Here is a 17,687-nt window from a genome sequence, read left to right as displayed (position 1 = left end):
AATCCATCAGCGGAAAGGTTTCACCTGGCGAATGAGACTTTATCCACCGGAAAAACGCCTGCCGATGACTATCTGTCATTGCCCCGGGGCGGGTGGGTGAGGGAAAATGCTCGCCTTTTTCAGTTTCGTTTTATTCATTCTCGATTCAATTCCCGCAGGAGATCAGCGATGCCCAGCCGTCGTGAGCGAGCCAATGCCATTCGTGCCCTCAGCATGGATGCCGTGCAGAAAGCCAACAGCGGCCATCCCGGTGCCCCTATGGGTATGGCGGATATCGCCGAGGTGCTTTGGCGCGACTACCTCAAGCACAGCCCGAGCAATCCATCGTTCGCCGACCGTGACCGCTTCGTGCTGTCCAACGGCCACGGCTCGATGTTGATCTACTCGCTGCTGCACCTGACCGGCTATGACCTGTCGATCGATGACCTGAAGAACTTCCGCCAGTTGCACAGCCGCACCCCGGGCCACCCGGAATACGGCTACACCCCAGGCGTGGAAACCACCACCGGCCCGCTGGGCCAGGGCCTGGCCAACGCCGTGGGCTTCGCCCTCGCGGAAAAAGTCCTGGCGGCGCAGTTCAACCGTCCCGGCCATAACGTGGTCGATCACCACACCTACGTGTTCCTGGGTGATGGCTGCATGATGGAAGGTATTTCCCACGAAGTCGCCTCCCTGGCCGGCACCTTGGGCCTGGACAAGCTGATCGCCTTCTACGACGACAACGGGATCTCCATCGACGGTGAAGTCGAAGGCTGGTTCACCGACGACACCCCCAAGCGTTTCGAAGCCTACAACTGGCTGGTGATCCGCAACGTCGACGGTCATGACCCGGAAGAGATCAAGACCGCCATCGAAACCGCTCGCAAAAGTGCCCAGCCGACCCTGATCTGCTGCAAGACCACCATCGGCTTCGGCTCGCCGAACAAGCAGGGCAAGGAAGACTGCCACGGCGCTCCCCTGGGCGCCGAGGAAATCGCCCTGACCCGCGCGGCGCTGAAGTGGAACCATGGCCCGTTCGAAATCCCGGCCGACATCTATGCCGAGTGGGACGCCAAGGAAAAAGGCCGCGCCGTCGAAGCCGATTGGGACCAGCGTTTCGCGGCCTACAGCGCCGAATTCCCTGAGTTGGCCAATGAGCTGGTGCGTCGCCTCAGCGGCGAGCTGCCGGCCGACTTCGCCGCCAAGGCCTCGGCGTACATCGCCGAAGTCGCGGCCAAGGGCGAGACCATCGCCAGCCGCAAGGCCAGCCAGAACACCCTCAATGCCTTTGGCCCGCTGCTGCCCGAACTGCTGGGCGGTTCGGCCGACCTGGCCGGTTCCAACCTGACCCTGTGGAAAGGCTGCAAGGGTGTCAGCGCCGAAGACGCCAGCGGCAACTACATGTACTACGGTGTTCGTGAATTCGGCATGAGCGCCATCATGAACGGCGTGGCGCTGCACGGTGGTCTGGTGCCTTACGGCGCGACCTTCCTGATGTTCATGGAATACGCCCGCAATGCCGTGCGCATGTCGGCCCTGATGAAGAAACGCGTGCTCTACGTGTTCACCCACGACTCCATCGGCTTGGGCGAAGACGGCCCGACTCACCAGCCGATCGAGCAACTGGCCAGCCTGCGCTGCACGCCGAACCTGGATACCTGGCGCCCTTGCGACGCCGTGGAGTCGGCGGTGGCCTGGAAGTACGCGATCGAGCGTAACGACGGCCCATCGGCGCTGATCTTCTCCCGTCAGAACCTGCAACACCAAGTGCGCGAAGCCGGCCAGATCGACGACATCGCTCGCGGTGGCTACGTGCTCAAGGACTGCATCGGCGAGCCGGAACTGATCCTGATCGCCACCGGCTCCGAAGTTGGCCTGGCCGTCCAGGCCTACGACAAGCTGACCGCGCAGGGTCGCAACGTACGCGTGGTGTCGATGCCGTGCACCAGCGTGTTTGACGCCCAGGACGCCGGCTACAAGCAGGCGGTACTGCCGCTGCAGGTCAGCGCCCGGATCGCCATCGAGGCAGCTCACGCCGATTACTGGTACAAGTACGTCGGCCTGGAAGGTCGCGTGATCGGCATGACCACCTACGGCGAATCGGCGCCTGCGCCGGCGCTGTTCGAGGAGTTCGGCTTCACCCTGGACAACATCCTGGGCCAGGCTGAAGAGTTGCTGGAAGACTGATCCGCAAAGATGTCGCCTGGGCCGGCGCCTTCGCGAGCAAGCCCGCTCCCACAGAGGATTACCTTCTCATGTGGGAGCGGGCTTGCTCGCGAAGACGGTGTTCCAGGCGACAGTGGATTGAAGGTCCAATACGGTAATAGAGACCCCCATGCCCCAACCGCGTCCCTACAAAGTTGCACTCAACGGCTACGGCCGGATTGGTCGTTGCGTCTTGCGTGCGTTGTTCGAGCGAGGGGCGAAGGCCGGGTTTGAAATTGTCGCGATCAACGATCTGGCCGACATGGCCAGTATCGAATACCTGACACGCTTTGACTCCACCCACGGCCGGTTCCCGGGCGAAGTGCGGGTCGAGGGCGATTGTCTGCATATCAATGGTGACTGCGTGAAGGTCCTGCGCAGTGCCACCCCCGAAGGCATCGACTGGGCGTCCCTGGGCGTCGACCTGGTGCTCGAATGTTCCGGCGCCTACCACACCCGCGAAGACGGCCAGCGTTTTCTCGCGGCCGGCGCGCCCCGCGTGCTGTTCTCCCAACCGATGGCCAGCGAAGCGGATGTGGACGCGACCATCGTCTACGGCGTGAACCAGGATTGCCTGGCGGGCGACGAACTGCTGGTGTCCAACGCGTCCTGCACCACCAACTGCGGCGTGCCGCTGTTGCGCCTGCTGGACCAGGCCATCGGCCTGGAATACGTGTCGATCACCACCATCCACTCGGCGATGAACGATCAGCCGGTGATCGACGCCTATCACCACGAAGACCTGCGCCGCACCCGTTCGGCGTTCCAGTCGGTGATTCCGGTGTCCACTGGTCTGGCGCGCGGCATCGAACGGCTGCTGCCGGAACTTGCGGGGCGAATTCAGGCCAAAGCCGTGCGGGTGCCGACGGTCAACGTGTCCTGCCTCGATATCACGATGCAGACCGTGAGCGATACCGACGCCACCGAGGTCAACCGGATCCTGCGCGAAGCCGCCACCAGCGGCCCGCTCAAAGGCCTTCTGGCCTACACCGAATTGCCTCATGCCAGCTGTGATTTTAACCATGACCCCCATTCGGCCATCGTCGATGCCAGCCAGACCCGTGTTTCCGGGCCGCGGCTCGTGAACATCCTGGCCTGGTTCGACAACGAATGGGGTTTTGCCAACCGAATGCTCGACGTTGCTGAACATTACCTGCAAGCAGCGACGGCGCATTCTGGCCCGCTCAGTGCTTCCAACAAACCTGCTCTCTAAACAGTTACCCAGGAATTGCGACCCATGACCGTGTTGAAGATGTCCGACCTCGATCTGCAAGGTAAGCGTGTACTGATTCGCGAAGACCTCAACGTCCCCGTCAAGGACGGTGTTGTCACCAGCGACGCACGTATCCTGGCTTCGCTGCCGACCATCAAGCTGGCCCTGGAAAAAGGCGCGGCCGTGATGGTCTGCTCCCACCTGGGCCGCCCGACCGAAGGCGAGTTCTCGGCCGAAAACAGCCTCAAGCCCGTGGCCGACTACCTGAGCCGTGCCCTGGGTCGTGAGGTGCCTCTGGTGGTTGACTACCTGGGCGGCGTGGACGTGAAGGCCGGCGATGTCGTGCTGTTTGAAAACGTACGCTTCAACAAGGGCGAGAAAAAGAACGCCGATGAACTGGCCCAGCAATACGCCGCCCTGTGCGACGTATTCGTGATGGACGCGTTCGGCACCGCCCACCGCGCCGAGGGCTCGACCCATGGCGTGGCGAAGTTCGCCAAGGTCGCCGCCGCCGGCCCGCTGCTGGCCGCCGAACTGGACGCGCTGGGCAAGGCACTGGGCTCCCCGGCCCAGCCGATGGCGGCCATCGTCGCCGGCTCCAAGGTGTCGACCAAGCTCGATGTGCTCAACAGCCTGAGCCAGGTCTGCAACCAACTGATCGTAGGTGGCGGCATCGCCAACACCTTCCTCGCGGCGGCCGGTCATCCGGTCGGCAAGTCCCTGTATGAACCGGACCTGCTGGACACGGCCCGGGACATCGCCGCCAAGGTCAGCGTGCCGTTGCCGGTGGACGTGGTGGTGGCCAAGGAGTTCGCCGAAAGCGCTGCCGCGACCGTGAAGCTGATCGCCGACGTGGCCGAAGACGACATGATCCTCGACATCGGCCCGCAAACCGCGGCCAACTTCGCCGAACTGTTGAAATCGTCCCAGACGATCCTGTGGAACGGCCCGGTGGGCGTGTTCGAGTTCGACCAGTTCGGCAACGGCACCAAGGTGCTGGCCCAGGCGATCGCCGAGAGCGCGGCCTTTTCCATCGCGGGCGGCGGCGACACCCTGGCGGCCATCGATAAATATGGCGTGGCCGAGCAGATCTCCTACATTTCTACCGGGGGTGGCGCGTTCCTCGAATTCGTCGAGGGCAAAGTGCTGCCGGCCGTGGAAGTCCTGGAAAGCCGGGCCAAGGCCTGAGGCTGCGTTGACCAGGCAAAGGAGTGTTCTGATGGTCAAGACGTTCACGTTGCTGCTGGCGGCGACGCTGTTGGCGGCCTGCTCCGGCAGTCCGAAGGCCACGCCCCCGGAAACCGGGACGCCGGCGCCTGAGGAAGGCTGCTACCAGGCCGACTGGCAGGCCGAGACCAATCCGGTGCTGAACAAGCGTTCCGGACCCGACGGCCTGGACAAATACGAGACGCAAACCCCGGCCAAGGAACATGGTTGTCCTTGACGGGTCTGACTCTTAACTCATGGCTGGCGGCGTGCGCCGTCAGTCGAGGAACACGGATGAAAGGCTTGATCGCCGTTGCGGCGTTGGCAGTGCTGGCCGGTTGTGCGCAGTTGGGTTTTTCGGGCGGGGCCGCGCCTGCTACGGGTTGGACGACCTGGACCTGTGACAGCGAGGCCAAGGTGCTCTGGCGCTACACCGATGCCGCCCATCAGGAAGTCGACGTGCGCCTTGGCGGTGCCGAGCAGGTCTACCACCTGAAGCAGGAGCCGGGCGCCTCAGGCTCGCTGTACAGCGATGACATGCTGGCGTTTCACGTCAAGGGTGAGGAAGGCTTGGTGTATTGGGTCGCCACCAATGACTTGATTGGGCGTGGCTGCAAGGCCGATTGATTCACAGAGATCCAGTGTGGGAGCGGGCTTGCTCGCGAATGCAGTGGATCAGATTGCATTTTAGTTGGATGTGAAACCGCATTCGCGAGCAAGCCCGCTCCCACAAGGGGCCGCTGCAGTTTCGAGCATTTGCTTCACCAAACATCCAGGCCAGGGCCAAGCCCCGACCTGCAATGACTTGAATAGCCGCCGCCGCTCCGGCAGGCTGGCACGATTAACGACCCTCGACCGGGAGAGAGACACACATGGCACTTATCAGCATGCGTCAGATGCTGGACCACGCAGCCGAGTTCGGCTACGGCGTCCCAGCCTTTAACGTCAACAACCTTGAGCAGATGCGCGCCATCATGGAAGCCGCTGACAAGACTGACTCCCCGGTGATCGTCCAGGCTTCGGCCGGCGCGCGTAAATACGCCGGTGCACCGTTCCTGCGTCACCTGATCCTGGCCGCCATCGAAGAATTCCCGCATATCCCGGTGTGCATGCACCAGGACCACGGCACCAGCCCAGACGTCTGCCAGCGCTCCATCCAATTGGGTTTCAGCTCGGTGATGATGGACGGCTCCCTCGGCGAAGACGGCAAGACCCCGACCGACTACGAATACAACGTGCGCGTTACCCAGCAAACCGTCGCCATGGCCCACGCTTGCGGCGTTTCGGTGGAAGGTGAGCTGGGTTGCCTGGGTTCGCTGGAAACCGGCATGGCCGGTGAAGAAGACGGCATCGGCGCCGAAGGCATGCTGGATCACAGCCAGATGCTGACCGATCCGGAAGAAGCCGCTGATTTCGTCAAGAAGACCCAGGTCGACGCCCTGGCGATCGCCATCGGCACCAGCCACGGCGCCTACAAGTTCACCAAGCCGCCTACCGGCGACGTGCTGGCCATCGACCGCATCAAGGAAATCCACAAGCGCATCCCCAACACCCACCTGGTGATGCACGGTTCGTCCTCGGTGCCTCAGGAATGGCTGGCGATCATCAACCAGTACGGCGGTGACATCAAGGAAACCTACGGCGTGCCGGTTGAGGAAATCGTCGAAGGCATCAAGTACGGCGTGCGCAAGGTCAACATCGACACCGACCTGCGCCTGGCGTCCACCGGTGCCATGCGCCGCTTGATGGCGACCAATCCCAGCGAGTTCGACCCGCGCAAGTTCTTCGGCGCCACCGTGACGGCCATGCGTGACGTTTGCATTGCGCGGTATGAGGCGTTTGGTACGGCGGGTAATGCTTCGAAGATCAAACCGATTTCGCTGGAGGCCATGTACCAGCGCTATTTGAAGGGTGAGTTGAACGCCAAGGTCAACTGAGTCTTTTGCTTTCGGAAAAACCCGCATTTTTGCGGGTTTTTTTTATGGGTGGGGTTTTGTGGGCATATCCATTGCTGCGGTAACGGCTACTTAGGGTTCCGCTCTTACAGCGGGTTACTTTTGGAAAGGCGCCAAAAGTAACCAAAAGCGCCTTGCCCCACCACTCGGCACCTCGCCTAGGCTCGGTGTGCCCGAACGCAGGCGTGGTTAACGGGGCCCCCAGATCAAAAGCTCGCCGAAGCGGCCTTAAAGCCGATCTGGCTCTTGCGGTCGTACATTCATAAGGTCTGTAGGGCTAAGGCTGTGGGAGCAAAGCTTGCTCGCGAGGCGGCCTAATAGCCGGCCTGACTCTTTCGGCAATACCCGATCCAATTGTGGGAGCGGGCTTGCCCGCGAAGGCGTCGGTACATACAGAATCCATTCAACGCCCTCATTGCGTTCATGGCCAATGCACGCCTCGTGCCAGCAGTTGTTGAGGGCATTCTCTTGGATGACTTCTGGTGGTTTGGAGCAACCTTATATTCGGAAACTGTCTGTGCAGCTGTCGATCCTGACAGTAGCTGCCACTGCAAACCCTGGGTGACACTTTAAGCACGACCGTTAAAGCGACGCCGTGCACCATCAGAAGTCGGATCGTAAGTGCGAGTTTGAGCAGATCTGTCCGGGACGTCATCAAGAGGCTGCTAACTCAGGAGAGTATGACCATGAACCAGAGCGTACCTTTGCACCCAGGCAGTCCTTATGAAGCTTTTGCTGACCGAGGTGCACTGGTTTTTCCGCCCCCCTCCGGTGTTGAGACCGAACGTTTTCCCGGTTCGGTCGTCCAGCTGCCGGATGGAAAAATATTCGCAGCATTCATGGCGCCGGGCCTGCAACTGGAGCTGTGGCGCTTTACAGCGGATGGCAAGCCCGATCAAAGCTATGGCAATGGTGGCGGCCTGCAAATGCCTGATTCGGGGTTCTTCAGTGTGACAGATGTTGCGATTCTGGCGGAGGGTAAAGTTCTGGTCTACGGATTGGGGCGAGAGCAGACAACCGTGCGCCTGATGTGCGTCACTTCGGAAGGTGTGCTTGAGCCTGATTTTGGCGACGGTGGCTTCGCTTGGGCACCGGTACCTATCGGTATGCTCACGACCGCCAGGATTGCCCTTCTGCCTGATGGTCGGGTGATCGGCGCTGGTCATGGTCCATACTCGAGTGGAGCATCCTGGCTCATGCGCTTCACGGTTGATGGCGAAATCGATCATTCATTCGGTGAATTGGGCGTCGTGCTTCTGGCGCCTGTAGGGCTGCGCGGGCCTCTAGTTGTCTTGCACAGTGGGCACATTCTTGCTACGGGCGTCATCAATGGGGAAAGCGCATTGGTCGCCAAGTACCGACTCGATGGATGCCTGGAACCGGCATTCGGAAGTGGAGGATACGTGACTTTCGTACCCGTTGACGGGCGCCCGGCGATGCTGCAGGCCCTTGCGTTGCAGTCCGACGGAAAACTGGTAGCGGTTGGAGGAATCGGCATTGAAGGAGCGCATACCACTGATGCAGTCGTCTTGCGCCTCAACAGTGACGGGAGCTTCGATAACACGTTCAACGGCGGGCAACCGCTTGTGGCAATAGAGCTGGGCATCGACAGTGGGGATGCAAAGGCTGTCGCCATCCAAACCGATGGCAAGATCGTGGTGGGCGGACAAACCGCGGGGCTAGAGCAGGGAGTGCTTTTTCGTTTGGAACGTAGCGGTGCCCTTGACCATAGCTTTGGCTTTCCAAGCTTTGATGGAAGCCCTGAATACATGGGCTGGACGCACACGGTCGACGCTGGTTTCTTTGAGCAAGTCAGTCGCTTGGCGCTTACCTCGGACGGCAATCTTCTGGTGCTAGGAGCCACTCGGTTACACGTAGAATTGCCGTTCGAGCGCCAGTACATCTCTAAATATTGGCTTTAAGACAGGAGAGGGCCCCCCCCCGTGGCGAGGGAGCTTGCCCCCGCTTGGTGGCGCAGCCGCTGCAAAGCCTGGACATGCGCTGGGTCTGACGAAAAGCGAGGGCCGCTTCGCGACCCGGCGGGAGCAAGCTCCCTCGCCACGAAGTGTCAATGCCTACGAGGTTTTAGGAGCAGAAAGTCTCAGGTGTTGTGATCGATATCCAGCTTGCTGAACGTCACTTTCCCGCCTTCGCTGGTATAGCCGGTGTTGTCCTGCACATACACGCCTGCCTTGAAATACAGCGGCCTGACTCGCCAGGTTGCGCTGATGGTGGTGTACCAGCTGCGGCCCGCCGCGGTGATGCCCAGGTCGCCGGTGCGGTCAAGGTGAATGCGGTAGGAGAAGGCGCGGCCAAGCTTTATACCAGTGGCGACGGTGATGACCCGGGCATCTTTGTCGTCGGGGCGCATCCGGACCTTGGCGACGATGTCACCGCTGTCGGTAGCCTCTTTGTACTGGTATTCCAGTTTCACCATGGGCTTGTTGCTGTCCTTGGTATGGATCTGACCGATGACCACTTTGCCGCTGCTGGGCACCTGGTTCACGGTCAGGGTGGCATTCAAGAAGTTATCGGCGTCGGGGTATAGCCAATTACGCAAGGTGCCGTCTTTATAGGTTTCCCTCAGCTCGCTGCGCGGGTAGATGGCGTTTTCGGTCTTGGCGCCGGTGACCGGCGCCCAGAAGTAGACGGTACTGCCGTCGGAGTTGAAGTATTTGTTCTTGAACCCGTCCACCAGGCGTGGGGTTTCGATGGTTTTCGGCGGGCTGCCTTCAGGGATGCTCAAGTTCCACGTTGCAAGATCGACCATGCTCGGATCCTTTCTGTACAAAAGAAATGATTTACGCCATAGCCGGAGGCTCTGTGACGCGCTTTTGAAGACACCGGTGGGCGTGCGCGACGGTAATTCTTCCTGTACGCGTTCGGCGGAGGGTTGGCGTCAACGGACCGTCAGAGTGGCATTTGCCGCTTTTGTGCCCGAACGGAATGACCGTTGGTCGATTAATCACAAAATGGTTGGAACGATGGCCAAGTGGTATCTGTCGCTTTCCACTTTTTGGCAGCTCTTGCTTGGAGAGGGGGCGTATCGACAGGCGTCCGCCCAAGCAGCGTTCCCTGCTGCTTCGGCGCCTGGAGGGGATCAGATCTTGTGATCGACAGCCAGCAGGCTGAAGGTCACTTTTCCGCCTTCGGTGGTGTAGCCGGTGTTGTCTTGCACGTAGACCCCCGCCTTGAAATACAGCGGCTTGTCTTTCCAGGTCGGGTCGATGGTGGTTCTCCAGTTGTAGCCCGCTGCGGTGATACCCAGCGCACCCTTCTGGTTGAGATGAATCTGGTAGGAGAACCGGCTGTCGAGCTTGACGCCGGTCGCAATGATGATGACCTGCCCTTCCTCGTCGTCAGGACGCATGCGGACCTTGGCGACGATGTTGCCGGTGGAGGTCTTCGTCTTGTACTGGTATTCGAGCTTCACCATGGGGCTGGTGCTGTCCTTGGTGTGGATCTGACCAATCACGATCTTGCCGGTACTGGGTACCTGGTTGACCATCAGGGTCGCCTTCAGCGAGTTATCCGCTGCCGAATACAGCCAGTTACGCAGGGTGCCGTCGCTGTAGGTTTCGCGCAGCTCGCTGCGCGGGTAGATCGCGTTGGCGGTCTTGGTGCCGGTCACCGGGGCCCAGAAGAATAGTGTGCCGGTTTCGGCGTTGAAGTATTCGTCCTTGAAACCTTGTGCCAATCGAGGGGTTTCGATGGTGATGGCCGGGCTGCCTTCAGGAATGCTCAAGTTCCAGGTGTTGAGATCGATCATGTTCGGATCCTGCGTAACGGTTCAATGTTGCACGCCGCATCAGGGAGGCTCTAGCCCAGGCCTTTGAGGCGTATCTATAAAAGTCAGGCAGGATGTTTTCGAGCGCTGCCCGGCGGATGGTTGACGTCAAATGTCCGTCGAAATCCGTCTTTGCAGGTTCTATGCCTGAGGAGGGTGACCGTTAGTCGGCTATTTCGGGCTTTGTCTGGATGATGGCGTGATGACACCTACTGCTTTTCAAAATCCCGGTCTAGAGTGAGATCTCAGTATTTGTCCGCTTTACTTTGTGAAAAACGGACGTGGCGCCTGATAAGAGAAGCAGCATGGAATGCGCGCAACCTACGCTTGGCGAAGACAACTCTGTCCTTTTGATTGTTGATGACTACCCCGAAAACCTGCTCAGCATGCGAGCGTTACTGCAGCGTCAGGATTGGCAGGTGATGACGGCGGCCTCGGGTGTCGAGGCCCTCAACCTGCTGCTCGAACACGACATCGATCTGGTGCTGCTGGATGTGCAGATGCCCGACATGGACGGTTTCGAGGTGGCGCGCCTGATGCGCGGTAGCCAACGCACGCGGCTCACGCCGATCATCTTCCTGACCGCCAACGAACAATCCCAGGACGCGGTGATCAAGGGTTATGCCAGTGGCGCCGTGGATTACCTGTTCAAGCCCTTCGACCCGCAGATTCTCAAGCCCAAGGTCCAGGCGTTGCTGGAGCATCAGCGCAATCGCCGAGCCTTGCAGCGCCTGAGCCAGGACCTGGAAGCGGCCCGGGCCTTCAACGCTTCGGTGCTGGATAACGCCGCCGAAGGGATCCTGGTGGTGGATGAGAGCGGCTGCATCCGCTTCGCCAATCCGTCCACCTGCCGACTGCTCAACGCGACGGCTGAGCAGTTGCAAGGGCTGCCGATGCTGGATTTCCTGCAAAAACCCCACATTCCCGATTGGGCCGATTCCGATATCTTCGCGGCCTATTGCCGTGGGCAGACCTTGCGCCTGCATGATGCCGTATTGCGCACGGCGCCGGGCCAGCAGGTGTCGGTGGCGTTGTCCTGTGCACCGCTGCCGGCAGAGCAGAAGGCCATGGTGGTGACACTGCAGGACATGTCGGTGGTGCGTCACCTGCACCAGCAACTCGAATACCAGGCGGTCACGGACCCGCTGACCGGCTTGCTCAACCGGCGAGGGTTCTACCAGACCGCGGAAAACCTGCTGATGCGCAGCGAGCGACTGGAAAGCAACTGGGTGCTGCTGTACCTGGACCTCGACGGCTTCAAGCGGGTCAATGACCTGCTCGGCCATGACGCCGGCGATCGGGTGCTGCGCTGGGTCTCGGAACAGTTGAAGGCGTGCCTGCGGCCCTTCGACATCCTTGCCCGCCTGGGGGGCGACGAGTTCACCGCGCTGCTGGACCTGGAGTTTCCGGAGCAGGCGGCCAAGATCGCCGAGAAGCTCATCGAGCGCGTCGCGATCTGCCAGCAGATCGAGGGCATGGACGTGGCGCTCGGGGCCAGCATCGGCATCGCGACGTACCCCGACTGCGGCGCCAACCTCGATGGCCTGCTGCGTGCCTCCGACATTGCCATGTACGAGGCCAAGCGCGCCGGTCGCCAGCAATACCGTTTTTACGATCACGAAATGAACGGTCGAGCCCGTTCACGGTTGATGCTCGAAGAAAGCGTGCGCTCGGCCATCGAGAACCGTGAGTTCAACCTGGTCTATCAACCCCAGGTCAGCATCGGCGACGGGCGCATCCGTGGCTTCGAGGCGTTACTGCGCTGGCAGCATCCGAGCGTCGGCGACGTGCCGCCCGGGCTGTTCCTGCCGTTGCTGGAGGAGGCGCGGTTGATCAGTCGACTGGGCAGTTGGATCTACCATCGCAGCGGCGCCCAGCGCAAAGTCTGGGAGCGCAGGTTCCCGGACGACCTGGTGCTGGGGGTGAGCCTGAGCAGCACCCAGTTCGGCATGCCCAACCTGGTGACCGAGCTGCGCCAGGTGCTGGAGCGCCATGCCTTGAAGCCCCGGCAACTGGAGGTCGAGGTGACGGAAGATGCGCTGGTGCGCAACCCCGACGAAACCCAGAAGCAACTGCGGCTGCTGCGTCACCTCGGGGTGCGGGTGGCGCTGGATGATTTCGGTTCGGGGCCGTGCTCGCTGGTGCACCTGCGCGACCTGGAGCTCGACACCCTCAAGCTCGACCGGCATCTGATCGCCCGCCTGCCCGGTTCGCCGCGGGATGCGGCACTGGCCGCGTCGGTGATCGAGTTGTGCCTGCAGCTGGGCTTGCGGGTGATTGCCGAAGGGGTGGAGACCGCCGAGCAGTACCAGTGGCTCAAGGCCCATGGCTGCGAGTTCGTGCAGGGCTTTCTGGTGGCGCGGCCATTGGTGGCCGACGACACCGATGCCTTTGCCGAGCCGTTCGACTGGAGCGCGATCAGGCACTGAATTCGCTACACTGGCGACCTCTCTCACACTGTTGCCGCCCGATGACCGCGCTCAAGTACCTCCAGGCCTATCCGCCCGCCCTGCAAGCTCAGGTGCAGCAACTGATCGCCCAGGATCGCCTGGGCGACTACCTGCAACAGCGCTATCCCGAACGGCATGCGATCCAGAGCGACAAGGCCCTGTATGGCTACGCGCTGGAGCTCAAGCAGCAGTACCTGCGTAATGCGCCGGCCATCGACAAGGTGCTGTTCGACAATCGCCTGGACCTGACCCACCGCGCCCTCGGCCTGCACACTACCGTTTCGCGGGTGCAGGGCGGCAAGCTCAAGGCCAAGAAGGAAATCCGCATCGCGGCGCTGTTCAAGGAGGCGGCGCCGGAGTTCCTGCGCATGATCGTCGTGCACGAGCTGGCGCACTTCAAGGAGTCGGATCACAACAAGGCGTTCTACCAGCTCTGCGAGCACATGCTGCCGGGCTATCACCAATTGGAATTCGACCTGCGGGTGTACCTGACCTGGCGGGACCTGCAACCTCACAAGGAATGATCGGATGGATGTCAGCAAGACCAAGACCAGCTTCTACCGGCGCATGTACGTGGCTTACCTGATCGACAGCGGCGTGGCCAGCAGCATTCCCGCGCTGACCGAGGTCACCGGGATGCCCCGGCGCACGGCCCAGGACACCGTGGCGGCGCTGGCGGACCTGGACATCGTCTGCGAGTTCGAGCAAGCGCAGGGCGCCCGCCATCATGCCGGCTCTTATCGGATTCGCGATTGGGGAGCGATCGACCGGCGGTGGATCGAGGAGAATCTGCAGCAGATCAAGACGGTGCTGCAATACCCCTGAAGAGGGTGGGTATCAGGGCTGACGCCTGCGTGGGCAAGCCCGCTCCCACAAGGGCGCATGCATTCCAATGTGGGAGCGGGCTTGCCCGCGAAGACGGCCTCAAGGCCTGTGCATGCCAATGTGTGGAATCCCATCCTCCAGGTATTCCACCCCCACCGCCTCGAACCCATACCGCCCGTAGTACCCCTGCAAATGCGCCTGGGCCGATAACGAGATCGACGTGCCGGGCCAATGCTTCTCGGCCTGCTTGAGGCCCTGCTCCATCAGCGTATGGCCCAGGCCCTTGCCCCGTGCCTGCGGCGCGATGATCACGCGGCCGATCACCACGTCGCTGTTCTGCGAGTGCGGGTCGAGCAGGCGAAGGTAGGCCACCAGGTGGTTGTCCTGCCAGGCCATCAGGTGGCAGGTGTCGCCTTCCAGGTCGAAGCCGTCGACGTCGGGATAGGCGCAGTTCTGCTCGACGACGAACACCTCGGCGCGCAATTTGAGGATGGCGTACAGCTGTTCCTTGCTCAGGTCACTGTGATGTTTGCAGACCCAGTCGATGTCCATTTTTTGAATTTCCTGAAAAACCTGCTGCCGATATTAAGCGGGCTGCCCCGGGAAGTCTCTTTCCTTGGGCAACTGGAAAAAACTGTGATAGAGGCCAAAATGCCATCATTGGCCTGTCGCGCTGTTGTCTTCTTTGTGTAATCTTCGACCCAGCCCTGCGCAGCGGTTTCAATGAGCTAATGTTAGGACCGGATATCTTAGGGATCGCCTTTGAGTTTCGGCTAAAAACAAACCGGGATTTGAACCCGTCAAGGATGTTGGCATGCCGCGATTGCATCGAGCTCTTGCTTTGGTCGGGTTGCTGTTGCTGAGCCATAACGCCTACGCACAAAAGTTGCGCCTGGTCGCCGATGGTTGGCCTCCTTTTACCGACGCCACGCTGGTCAACGGCGGCCTGGCGACCGATATCGTCAGCACGGCCCTGGCGCGGGCGGGGTATGCCACCGACTTCGAGCAGGTGCCCTGGGCCCGGGCCATGCTGGGCATCGGCGAGGGCCGCTACGATGTGTTGATCAACGCCTGGTACAGCGAGGAGCGCACCCGCATCGGCCAATTCTCGGCCGAGTACCTGCTCAACAGCGTGCGTTTCATCAAACGCAAGGACATCCCCATCGAATACGACGACTTGCAGCAACTGCACGTATATCCGATTGCCGTGGTGCGCGGTTATGCCTACTCCAAGGCATTCGATGAAGACCCGCAGATGCAGAAGGTTCCGGTCCACAGTTTCGCCATGGCAGTGCGCATGTTGGCCGCCGACCGGGTCAAACTGACCTTGGAAGATGAGTTCGTCGCCCGTTACTACCTGTCTCGCGAATCCGCCAAGGTGCGCAACGCCGTGGAGTTTTTGCCCAAGCCGTTGAGCGAGAACAGCCTGCACATCCTGGTCAGCCTGAAGAACCCGGAGCACGAGCAGATCGTGGCGGGGTTCGATCGTGAGATTGCGGCGATGAAGGCCGATGGGAGCTATGAGCGAATATTGAAGCAGCACGGGATGTGAGCAGTTTGCGTGCCTGCGCCGGCCTCATCGCGAGCAAGCTCGCTGCCACAGGGGAACGCATTCCAACGTGGGAGCGAGCTTGCTCGCGAAGGCGACCGTCTGGACACCACCGGGTCAGGCCTCACCCGTCTCCTTGATCAAATGCGCCGCCAACGTGCGCAATGGCCCCAACTGACGGCAGATCAACGCCAATTGCGTTTGCACCAGCCGCTGGCCTTCGTCGATCTCGTCGGGCATCTGCTCCAGGGCATTGGCCAGGGCTTCTTCTTCGTCACTTTGCACCGCAATCGGCTGTTTGCTCGCCAGGCCCTGGGCGATTTCATCGATGCTGGTCGCCAGCTTCACTCCCGCCCCGTCGATCAGGTCTTCGCGCACCTGCGCCGGCAGCTCGGTGCCCCGGTGGGCGCCCAGGCCCGAGAGGTAGCTGAGCAGGGTGTGGGACAGCACCAGGAAGCGGAAGCCCACATCGGCTTCCTTACGGAAATGCCCCGGCTCCATCAGCATGTTGGCCAGCGTGGTGGACAGTGCCGCGTCGGCGTTGTGGGCGTTGCGTCGGGCCAGGCGATAAGCCAGGTCATCACTTTTGCCGGCGGCGTACTGCTGCATGATCTGGCGCAGGTAGATGCTGTTGCAGGTCAGCGTATTGGCCAGCACCTTGTTTAGCCTCCGGCCTTGCCAGTCCGGCAGGAACAGGAACACCGCCAGCCCGGCGATCAGGCTGCCGAGCAAGGTGTCGAACAGGCGCGGCAGCAGCAGGCCATAGCCATCGCCCACCTGGTTGAAGCAGAACAGCACCATGATGGTGATCGCTGCCGTCGCCAGGGTGTAGCGGGTCGTGCGGTTGGTGAAGAACACCACCCCGGCGGCAATGGCGAAGCACGACTGCACCAGTGGGTTGGGGAACAGGTCGAACAATGCCCAGGCCACGGTCAGGCCGATGGCGGTGCCGATGATCCGCTGGCCGAGCTTGCGCCGGGTGGCGCCGTAGTTCGGCTGGCAGACGAACAACGTGGTGAGGATGATCCAGTAACCCTGGGACGGGTGGATCATGTGCACCACGGCGTAACCGACGCTCAAGGCCAGGGGCAGGCGCAGGGCATGGCGGAACAGCAGCGAGGTCGGCGTGAACTGGGTGCGCAAGCGTAGCCAGACGTCCTTGAGGTTGCGCGGCGAGCGGTCCAGCAGGCTGCTGTCGGTGGCATCGGCCAGGGCGTCGGGGTTGCTGGCGTCGCTGAGCAGGCGGTCCATGGTGGCCAGGTTCACCGACAATGCCCGCAGCGACCGCAGCAGACCGCGCCAGGCCGGATTGCTCTGGATCCGCAGGTGCTCCAGGGAGGCGTGCAGGTCGTTGAGGGCTTCGGCGAAGGTGTCGTCGTAGACGAACGGCTGGCGTAACTGGATCGATTCGGCCAGGGCCTGGCAAGCCTTGCCTTGCTGGCGCAGGAGGCGCTGGCAGCGGAACAGCACGTCGCTGTGGAAGAACGCCTCGGCCAGGGCGTTGTACGGGTAGTGAGACGAGCTGGCGCGCTCGTGGATGTCCTGGGCCAGGAAGTACAGCTTCAGGTAGCGGCTGACTTTCGACCCCGGCCGGCCGTTGCCAACGCGGTGCAGGATGATCTCCTTGGCGCTGTTGAGGGCGGCGACCACCCGACCGTTCTGCTGGGCCAGTTCCAGGCGTCGCGCTTCGATGTCCAGTTGGCGGATCGGTTCGAGCAGCGACGACTTGAGCTTCAGGTAGCGCCCCAGCTCGCGAAACAGCCGCGCCAGGCTCTGCTGCACCGGCTGGTTGGAAAACAGCGCGTGCCACAGCACCGAGAGCAGGCCGTACCACGCCGCGCCGGCGACCAATAGCGAGGGCTCGTGCCAGAAGTCGGTGACCGCGCCACCGCGTTGGTCCACGCCGATCACCGTATAGACCGACAGGATCAAGGTGGCCGAGGCAATCGCGCCGTAGCGTTCGCCCAGGGCACCGAGCATGGTCAGGCCGAAGCTCGCCAGGGCCAGGGCAATGATGAACAGGACGGGATAGGGGAACAGCAACTCCACCGACAGCGCCGCGACGCTGAAGCACACCAGGGTGACGACCAGCGCGTTGAGGCGCCCTTGCCAACTGTCGTCGGTCTCGGCCAGTGCACTGGCGATGATGCCCAGGAACAATGGGATCAGCAGGGCCATTTCATCGAGGTACCAGCATAGCCCCATGCTGCCGGTCAGGGCGATGAACACCCGCACGCTATAACTGAACTTATCCAACGCCCAAAGGCGACGCAGAGATTGGCTAAACGAGGTCGATGACATGAAGTGCACGGGCCTGACGGGCAATGACGCTAAATTGAGGCAGTAATGACGCCGACGCAATGGGGGCGATCACATCTGGCAGCAAAAAGTGTTCCGTCACGTGTGAATGCGCTTCCCAAAGCACCACTGGCCTCCTGTGGGAGCGGGCTTGCTCGCGAATGCGGTGTGTCAGTCAGCATCTGAATTGGCTGACACACCGCCTTTCGCGAGCAAGCTC

General features: G+C 61.5%; 15 protein-coding genes. 11 read left to right on the top strand and 4 right to left on the bottom strand.

Annotation, left to right across the window (positions count from 1 at the left end):
* Nucleotides 1–168: 168 nt before the first annotated feature.
* The 7 genes from tkt (at nucleotide 169) to V5F23_RS26010 (ending at nucleotide 8,480) form a co-directional block, all read left to right on the top strand.
* On the top strand, nucleotides 169–2,166 hold the full coding sequence (gene tkt, locus V5F23_RS26040; protein ID WP_042732120.1) for a transketolase: 1,998 nt from the start codon (nucleotides 169–171) through the stop codon (nucleotides 2,164–2,166).
* 148 nt (nucleotides 2,167–2,314) lie between these two features.
* The gene (epd, locus tag V5F23_RS26035; RefSeq protein ID WP_042732121.1) at nucleotides 2,315–3,397 is read left to right on the top strand and encodes an erythrose-4-phosphate dehydrogenase; all 1,083 of its coding nucleotides are present in this window, start codon (nucleotides 2,315–2,317) and stop codon (nucleotides 3,395–3,397) included.
* Between the two features lie 24 nt (nucleotides 3,398–3,421).
* A complete protein-coding gene (locus V5F23_RS26030; RefSeq protein WP_042732122.1) occupies nucleotides 3,422–4,585 on the top strand; it encodes a phosphoglycerate kinase in 1,164 nt (387 codons plus the stop codon).
* Between the two features lie 31 nt (nucleotides 4,586–4,616).
* Nucleotides 4,617–4,841 carry a hypothetical protein gene (locus tag V5F23_RS26025; RefSeq protein WP_042732123.1) on the top strand — a complete coding sequence of 75 codons (225 nt, stop codon included), beginning with the start codon at nucleotides 4,617–4,619 and terminating at the stop codon, nucleotides 4,839–4,841.
* Nucleotides 4,842–4,897: 56 nt separating this feature from the next.
* Nucleotides 4,898–5,230: an MliC family protein gene (locus V5F23_RS26020; RefSeq protein WP_042732124.1), complete on the top strand. Its 333-nt coding sequence runs from the start codon at nucleotides 4,898–4,900 to the stop codon at nucleotides 5,228–5,230.
* A 245-nt stretch (nucleotides 5,231–5,475) separates the two neighbouring features.
* The gene (gene fba / locus V5F23_RS26015) at nucleotides 5,476–6,540 is read left to right on the top strand and encodes a class II fructose-bisphosphate aldolase (protein ID WP_072346296.1); all 1,065 of its coding nucleotides are present in this window, start codon (nucleotides 5,476–5,478) and stop codon (nucleotides 6,538–6,540) included.
* Between the two features lie 704 nt (nucleotides 6,541–7,244).
* Complete coding sequence (locus tag V5F23_RS26010; protein ID WP_042729632.1) at nucleotides 7,245–8,480, top strand: delta-60 repeat domain-containing protein; 1,236 nt, start codon at nucleotides 7,245–7,247, stop codon at nucleotides 8,478–8,480.
* A 179-nt stretch (nucleotides 8,481–8,659) separates the two neighbouring features.
* Here the strand turns inward: V5F23_RS26010 and V5F23_RS26005 are convergent, their stop codons facing one another.
* Both V5F23_RS26005 and V5F23_RS26000 read right to left on the bottom strand, forming a co-directional pair.
* Nucleotides 8,660–9,328 carry a polysaccharide lyase family 7 protein gene (locus V5F23_RS26005; protein ID WP_042729633.1) on the bottom strand — a complete coding sequence of 223 codons (669 nt, stop codon included), beginning with the start codon at nucleotides 9,326–9,328 and terminating at the stop codon, nucleotides 8,660–8,662.
* Between the two features lie 330 nt (nucleotides 9,329–9,658).
* Nucleotides 9,659–10,327, bottom strand: coding sequence for a polysaccharide lyase family 7 protein (locus V5F23_RS26000; RefSeq protein WP_042729634.1), 669 nt, complete (start codon nucleotides 10,325–10,327; stop codon nucleotides 9,659–9,661).
* A 323-nt stretch (nucleotides 10,328–10,650) separates the two neighbouring features.
* Between V5F23_RS26000 and V5F23_RS25995 the strand changes: the two genes are divergently transcribed.
* The 3 genes from V5F23_RS25995 to V5F23_RS25985 are packed head-to-tail and all read left to right on the top strand — an operon-like array spanning nucleotide 10,651 to nucleotide 13,620.
* On the top strand, nucleotides 10,651–12,774 hold the full coding sequence (locus tag V5F23_RS25995) for an EAL domain-containing protein (RefSeq protein ID WP_042729635.1): 2,124 nt from the start codon (nucleotides 10,651–10,653) through the stop codon (nucleotides 12,772–12,774).
* 41 nt (nucleotides 12,775–12,815) lie between these two features.
* Nucleotides 12,816–13,319 (top strand): M48 family metallopeptidase, encoded by a 504-nt coding sequence (locus V5F23_RS25990; RefSeq protein WP_042729636.1) that lies wholly within the window; start codon nucleotides 12,816–12,818, stop codon nucleotides 13,317–13,319.
* Between the two features lie 4 nt (nucleotides 13,320–13,323).
* Nucleotides 13,324–13,620: a winged helix-turn-helix domain-containing protein gene (locus V5F23_RS25985; protein WP_042729637.1), complete on the top strand. Its 297-nt coding sequence runs from the start codon at nucleotides 13,324–13,326 to the stop codon at nucleotides 13,618–13,620.
* A gap of 99 nt (nucleotides 13,621–13,719) precedes the next feature.
* Here the strand turns inward: V5F23_RS25985 and V5F23_RS25980 are convergent, their stop codons facing one another.
* A complete protein-coding gene (locus V5F23_RS25980) occupies nucleotides 13,720–14,172 on the bottom strand; it encodes a GNAT family N-acetyltransferase (protein ID WP_042729638.1) in 453 nt (150 codons plus the stop codon).
* Nucleotides 14,173–14,434: 262 nt separating this feature from the next.
* On the opposite strand from V5F23_RS25980, the gene V5F23_RS25975 reads away from it, so the two are divergent.
* Nucleotides 14,435–15,172: a transporter substrate-binding domain-containing protein gene (locus tag V5F23_RS25975; RefSeq protein ID WP_042729639.1), complete on the top strand. Its 738-nt coding sequence runs from the start codon at nucleotides 14,435–14,437 to the stop codon at nucleotides 15,170–15,172.
* Between the two features lie 114 nt (nucleotides 15,173–15,286).
* On the opposite strand, the gene yccS is transcribed toward V5F23_RS25975, so the two are convergent.
* On the bottom strand, nucleotides 15,287–17,470 hold the full coding sequence (gene yccS / locus V5F23_RS25970; RefSeq protein ID WP_042729640.1) for a YccS family putative transporter: 2,184 nt from the start codon (nucleotides 17,468–17,470) through the stop codon (nucleotides 15,287–15,289).
* Nucleotides 17,471–17,687 lie beyond the last annotated feature (217 nt).

The organism is Pseudomonas sp. WP18 (assembly GCF_036689585.1).
GTDB classification, from domain to species: domain Bacteria; phylum Pseudomonadota; class Gammaproteobacteria; order Pseudomonadales; family Pseudomonadaceae; genus Aquipseudomonas; species Aquipseudomonas chlororaphis_E.
This window is presented reverse-complemented; position numbering and strand designations above follow the sequence as displayed.

Excerpts from the sequence above, each read along its gene's own strand:
- tkt (WP_042732120.1), top strand. The coding sequence starts at position 169 with ATGCCCAGCCGTCGTGAGCGAGCCAATGCCATTCGTGCCCTCAGCATG.
- epd (WP_042732121.1), top strand. The coding sequence starts at position 2,315 with ATGCCCCAACCGCGTCCCTACAAAGTTGCACTCAACGGCTACGGCCGG.
- V5F23_RS26030 (WP_042732122.1), top strand. The coding sequence starts at position 3,422 with ATGACCGTGTTGAAGATGTCCGACCTCGATCTGCAAGGTAAGCGTGTA.
- V5F23_RS26025 (WP_042732123.1), top strand. The coding sequence starts at position 4,617 with ATGGTCAAGACGTTCACGTTGCTGCTGGCGGCGACGCTGTTGGCGGCC.
- V5F23_RS26020 (WP_042732124.1), top strand. The coding sequence starts at position 4,898 with ATGAAAGGCTTGATCGCCGTTGCGGCGTTGGCAGTGCTGGCCGGTTGT.
- fba (WP_072346296.1), top strand. The coding sequence starts at position 5,476 with ATGGCACTTATCAGCATGCGTCAGATGCTGGACCACGCAGCCGAGTTC.
- V5F23_RS26010 (WP_042729632.1), top strand. The coding sequence starts at position 7,245 with ATGAACCAGAGCGTACCTTTGCACCCAGGCAGTCCTTATGAAGCTTTT.
- V5F23_RS26005 (WP_042729633.1), bottom strand. The coding sequence starts at position 9,328 with ATGGTCGATCTTGCAACGTGGAACTTGAGCATCCCTGAAGGCAGCCCG.
- V5F23_RS26000 (WP_042729634.1), bottom strand. The coding sequence starts at position 10,327 with ATGATCGATCTCAACACCTGGAACTTGAGCATTCCTGAAGGCAGCCCG.
- V5F23_RS25995 (WP_042729635.1), top strand. The coding sequence starts at position 10,651 with ATGGAATGCGCGCAACCTACGCTTGGCGAAGACAACTCTGTCCTTTTG.
- V5F23_RS25990 (WP_042729636.1), top strand. The coding sequence starts at position 12,816 with ATGACCGCGCTCAAGTACCTCCAGGCCTATCCGCCCGCCCTGCAAGCT.
- V5F23_RS25985 (WP_042729637.1), top strand. The coding sequence starts at position 13,324 with ATGGATGTCAGCAAGACCAAGACCAGCTTCTACCGGCGCATGTACGTG.
- V5F23_RS25980 (WP_042729638.1), bottom strand. The coding sequence starts at position 14,172 with ATGGACATCGACTGGGTCTGCAAACATCACAGTGACCTGAGCAAGGAA.
- V5F23_RS25975 (WP_042729639.1), top strand. The coding sequence starts at position 14,435 with ATGCCGCGATTGCATCGAGCTCTTGCTTTGGTCGGGTTGCTGTTGCTG.
- yccS (WP_042729640.1), bottom strand. The coding sequence starts at position 17,470 with ATGTCATCGACCTCGTTTAGCCAATCTCTGCGTCGCCTTTGGGCGTTG.